Source organism: Acetobacter sp. DmW_136 (assembly GCF_008690365.1).
In the GTDB taxonomy this organism is placed as follows: domain Bacteria; phylum Pseudomonadota; class Alphaproteobacteria; order Acetobacterales; family Acetobacteraceae; genus Acetobacter; species Acetobacter oryzifermentans.
This window is the reverse complement of sequence record NZ_VHON01000057.1, coordinates 1-2,379: the sequence shown is the minus strand read 5'-3', so window position 1 is coordinate 2,379 and position 2,379 is coordinate 1. Positions and strand designations below refer to the sequence as shown.

At 53.1% G+C, this 2,379-nt stretch carries 3 protein-coding genes; 2 read left to right on the top strand and 1 reads right to left on the bottom strand.

What is annotated here, in order from left to right; genetic code table 11:
* Positions 1–374: 374 nt before the first annotated feature.
* Positions 375–1,415 (bottom strand): IS110 family transposase, encoded by a 1,041-nt coding sequence (locus FKW31_RS14045; protein WP_012813095.1) that lies wholly within the window; start codon positions 1,413–1,415, stop codon positions 375–377.
* A gap of 50 nt (positions 1,416–1,465) precedes the next feature.
* Here FKW31_RS14045 and FKW31_RS14040 point away from each other — a divergent pair, with 50 nt between their 5' ends.
* Both FKW31_RS14040 and FKW31_RS16110 read left to right on the top strand, forming a co-directional pair.
* On the top strand, positions 1,466–1,975 hold the full coding sequence (locus FKW31_RS14040) for an Hsp20 family protein (RefSeq protein WP_087636555.1): 510 nt from the start codon (positions 1,466–1,468) through the stop codon (positions 1,973–1,975).
* Positions 1,976–2,160: 185 nt separating this feature from the next.
* Positions 2,161–2,316 carry a hypothetical protein gene (locus FKW31_RS16110; protein WP_157894004.1) on the top strand — a complete coding sequence of 52 codons (156 nt, stop codon included), beginning with the start codon at positions 2,161–2,163 and terminating at the stop codon, positions 2,314–2,316.
* The last annotated feature ends 63 nt before the right edge of the window (positions 2,317–2,379 follow it).

Here is a 2,379-nt window from a genome sequence, read left to right as displayed (position 1 = left end):
GCTTCTGAAAGGCCACATCAACAGGCCTTACAGAAGACCGCACACGATCACACGTCAATATGGGTCAGAAAACTCTTGCATAACGGACGGCAACCATATGTGGACGGCTCCCCCTTGCAAGGGGCTAGGCAAGAAAATGATCGGATCTTTGCTTCCATATGTCCGGCCTGTTGATGCGGCCATAGGGTCGCTGGCCAAGATGGCTTCCGCAGCGTGAGCCCCAAACACAGAAGCGGTCTTTGATGACCACTGGTTGCCACGGGTTTTCTCACGCCATGGATCGATCGATCACACCATCTGCTCTATTACTTGCAAGCAACGACCTCAGCTCGGCACGAGAGCGTCAAATGTCAGCGCATCGTGCCAGGCTAAGCTCAAACAGCAGCTGCGCCGGGTTGCTGCAGAAGGCGCTTATAGTGTTCGCCGCTGACCATCAGTTTCCAGGCAATCCGCGCAATCTTATTGGCAAGGGCCACCGCTGCGAGTTTCGGTTTTTTGCGCTCCAGCAATTCACGTAACCAAGATGAGGCATTCTTCCCATTGGTCCGCCGGGCATGCGACACGACTGCGGTCGCGCCAACCACCAGCGTGCTTCGCAAGACCTCATCGCCAGCGCGTGTGATTCTGCCAAGCCTTGTTTTTCCACCGGTTGAGTGATCCCTGGGCGTCAATCCGATCCAGGCCGCAAAGGCTCGACCCGATTTGAACAGATGCGGATCAGGCGTTTTCATCATCAGCAGCGCTGCGCCGATCGGGCCAACGCCCGGAATTTTCGCAAGACGCTGACTGCATTCGTTGGCGCGGTGCCATGCCATCACCTTGCCCTCAAGCTGTTCGATTTCACCTTGCAATTCAGCATATTCCTTTGCGTGAAGGGCAAACAACTCGCGCGTCAATGTGGGCAGGCTTTCGTCCGCAGCGATCCGATCAAGGAGTGCCTCAATCCGGCACATGCCTTTGGGCGCCGTGATCCCAAACTCGGCAGCATATCCCCGGATCGTATTGGCGAGCTGTGTGCGGTTCCGGATAAGTCGTGCCCGCATTCCAATCAGCATCAACGCTGCCTGCTCTTCCTCGCTCTTGAGCGGGACGAACCGCATTGTAGGCCGACTCATCGCTTCACAGAGGGCTTCCGCGTCGGCGGCATCGTTTTTCCCGCGCTTGACATAAGGCTTCACGAGCTGCGGCGCGATCAGCTTCACTGTGTGTCCCAGACACGAGAGCACCCGCCCCCAGTAATGGGAGGCGCCACAGGCCTCAATCGCGATTTCAATCGGGGGCAGTTTCTCAAAAAACTTTACCATCTCCCGGCGGGATAGCTTCCTGCGCAAAACAGGCTGCTCCTTCGCGTTTACACCGTGCAATTGGAAAACACTTTTTGACGTGTCCATGCCAATACGGATAATTTGTTCCATGGGTGGCCTCCTCTGTGAATTCTGCAACGACTTCACCTTGGCACATCGCGATGCCGTTGGGAGCCGTCCACCCCATCACAGAAGCCGCTATTGATTTTTCTCCCCTGTTCCGTTCAAGCATGGGGATTGATAGAATTCTGAGAAATCTCGATCCTTCCAACAAGATTTCGATAGCCAATAACTGGCCTCCTTATGATATCGTCAAGACTGGTGAAGATAATTACCGGATTGATATGGCTATCGCTGGCTTTGCCGAGAATGATCTCATGATCACGCAGGAACATAATATCCTTGTTGTGAGAGGACAAAAAATATCGGTGCAGCAAGGTTCTGCTGAATATCCCCATCGAGGCATTGCGGGCCGGGAATTTGAACATTGCTTCGATCTGGTCGAGCATATGAAGGTGGTCGAAGCGCGCTTCGAAAACGGACTTTTATCCATTATTATAAAACGCGAGTTACCAGAAGCGATGAAACCTCGTCGTATTGCGATTACCTCGTCCATTGAGCGTGCGGACAGAGCCTTGCCGCGGCTTGAAGCTCCCAAAGAAGCTGTCTAATGACGTAACGAAAGTCCCTCCTTGGTTATCCATTTGACCGAGGAAGATCCTCGAAAGGTCATAAGCATGAAAGGAACGAAAAGATTTTTTTTCGAGTGCTATTTTGGTTGGCCTGTTATTGGGACAACCAACTGCATACGCAGGCGTATGTTGCACCGAAAACTCAGACAACGCTCGATACGAAAATGGCACACTCAGCGTCCAACCACCCAAAAACCACGCCGGGCACGCATTACGCGGATGGCACGGGTGACATGCTGATCGATCGACTGAACGAAAGCCAGTTGGACCAGAACTATAAGGGGTCAGCCTATTATCTAGGCTCAGGACTCATTCTTTGAGGTAGAAGATGAAGCTTGCTGCGATGTGGATAGCGGACATGAAAGTGTGTGCGCAGCGGTCAT

What these genes read in the sequence shown, in the direction of transcription:
- FKW31_RS14040 (WP_087636555.1), top strand. Translation starts at nt 1,466, where the DNA reads ATGCCGTTGGGAGCCGTCCACCCCATCACAGAAGCCGCTATTGATTTT.
- FKW31_RS14045 (WP_012813095.1), bottom strand. Translation starts at nt 1,415, where the DNA reads ATGGAACAAATTATCCGTATTGGCATGGACACGTCAAAAAGTGTTTTC.
- FKW31_RS16110 (WP_157894004.1), top strand. Translation starts at nt 2,161, where the DNA reads ATGGCACACTCAGCGTCCAACCACCCAAAAACCACGCCGGGCACGCAT.